Source organism: Mitsuokella sp. oral taxon 131 str. W9106 (genome assembly GCF_000469545.1).
Classification (GTDB): domain Bacteria; phylum Bacillota; class Negativicutes; order Selenomonadales; family Selenomonadaceae; genus AWVT01.
Genome location: NZ_KI273068.1, coordinates 1 through 1,901 on the forward strand (window position 1 = coordinate 1; position 1,901 = coordinate 1,901).

The window sequence follows — 1,901 nt, forward strand, 5'->3', positions numbered from 1 at the left end:
TAGTCGCTTGAAGCGAGAGGCGGAAAGCCTCGAAGCGAAGGGCGCGAAGTTGTTCCCTGAAAACGAAACAGTGCAGATACATGATACAATCTGTTATTATGTAAGCCAGATGTTTAGCGGCACGCAGTGCCGCGAAAATATCGGTTGGTTATAGCAAGATATAAGCAACCGGCAATTTCTTTGGCGGACGCCACTCGTGGCGGACGCAAAGCAAATGATAGTTTGAGCAGGCAGGCTCTTCCATTCCTAGGAGAGTTTGATCCTGGCTCAGGACGAACGCTGGCGGCGTGCTTAACACATGCAAGTCGAACGAGACGGATTGGGAGCTTGCTCCTGACAAGTCGAGTGGCAAACGGGTGAGTAACGCGTAGACAACCTGCCGCAAAGATGGGGACAACAGCCCGAAAGGGCTGCTAATACCGAATGTTGCGCCCCTCCCGCATGGGAGGGGCGCCAAAGATGGCCTCTGCCTGCAAGCCATCGCTTTGCGATGGGTCTGCGCCTGATTAGCCAGTTGGCGGGGCAACGGCCCACCAAGGCGACGATCAGTAGCCGGTCTGAGAGGATGGACGGCCACATTGGGACTGAGACACGGCCCAGACTCCTACGGGAGGCAGCAGTGGGGAATCTTCCGCAATGGGCGAAAGCCTGACGGAGCAACGCCGCGTGGGTGAAGAAGGTCTTCGGATCGTAAAGCCCTGTTGCCCGGGACGAACGCCCCCGGCGCGAACAGCGCCGGGGGGTGACGGTACCGGGCGAGGAAGCCACGGCCAACTACGTGCCAGCAGCCGCGGTAATACGTAGGTGGCGAGCGTTGTCCGGAATCATTGGGCGTAAAGGGAGCGCAGGCGGGCATGCAAGTCCATCTTAAAAGCGCGGGGCCCAACCCCGCGAGGGGATGGAAACTGCGTGCCTTGAGTGCAGGAGAGGAAAGCGGAATTCCCAGTGTAGCGGTGAAATGCGTAGATATTGGGAGGAACACCAGTGGCGAAGGCGGCTTTCTGGACTGCAACTGACGCTGAGGCTCGAAAGCCAGGGGAGCGAACGGGATTAGATACCCCGGTAGTCCTGGCCGTAAACGATGAATGCTAGGTGTGGGGGGTATCGACCCCTCCCGTGCCGGAGTCAACGCAATAAGCATTCCGCCTGGGGAGTACGGCCGCAAGGCTGAAACTCAAAGGAATTGACGGGGGCCCGCACAAGCGGTGGAGTATGTGGTTCAATTCGACGCAACGCGAAGAACCTTACCAGGGCTTGACATTGAGTGAAAGGGCCGGAGACGGCCCCCTCCCCTCGGGGACACGAAAACAGGTGGTGCATGGCTGTCGTCAGCTCGTGTCGTGAGATGTTGGGTCAAGTCCCGCAACGAGCGCAACCCCTGTCCCTCGTTGCCAGCGCGCAAAGGCGGGGACTCAAGGGAGACTGCCGCGGACAACGCGGAGGAAGGCGGGGACGACGTCAAGTCATCATGCCCCTTATGCCCTGGGCTACACACGTACTACAATGGGATGGACAGAGGGCAGCGAGCCCGCGAGGGCGAGCGAACCCCGGAAAGCATCCCCCAGTTCGGATTGCAGGCTGAAACCCGCCTGCATGAAGTTGGAATCGCTAGTAATCGCAGGTCAGCATACTGCGGTGAATACGTTCCCGGGCCTTGTACACACCGCCCGTCACACCACGGAAGTCATTCACACCCGAAGCCGGCGACGCAACCGCAAGGAGCCAGCCGCCCAAGGTGGGGGCGATGACTGGGGTGAAGTCGTAACAAGGTAGCCGTATCGGAAGGTGCGGCTGGATCACCTCCTTTCTAAGGAGAACCGCGCCGGGGAGGCCCGGCGGTACTCCAGGTCGGTCCTGGCGCGCGAAAGCGTCCTGCACTGTTTGGTTCTGAGGGAACGACA

The 1,901-nt window shown here is 59.8% G+C and carries 1 rRNA gene; it reads left to right on the top strand.

The features are described 5' to 3' along the window. Positions 1–244: 244 nt before the first annotated feature. Positions 245–1,807 (top strand): 16S ribosomal RNA (locus HMPREF1985_RS09450). The last annotated feature ends 94 nt before the right edge of the window (positions 1,808–1,901 follow it).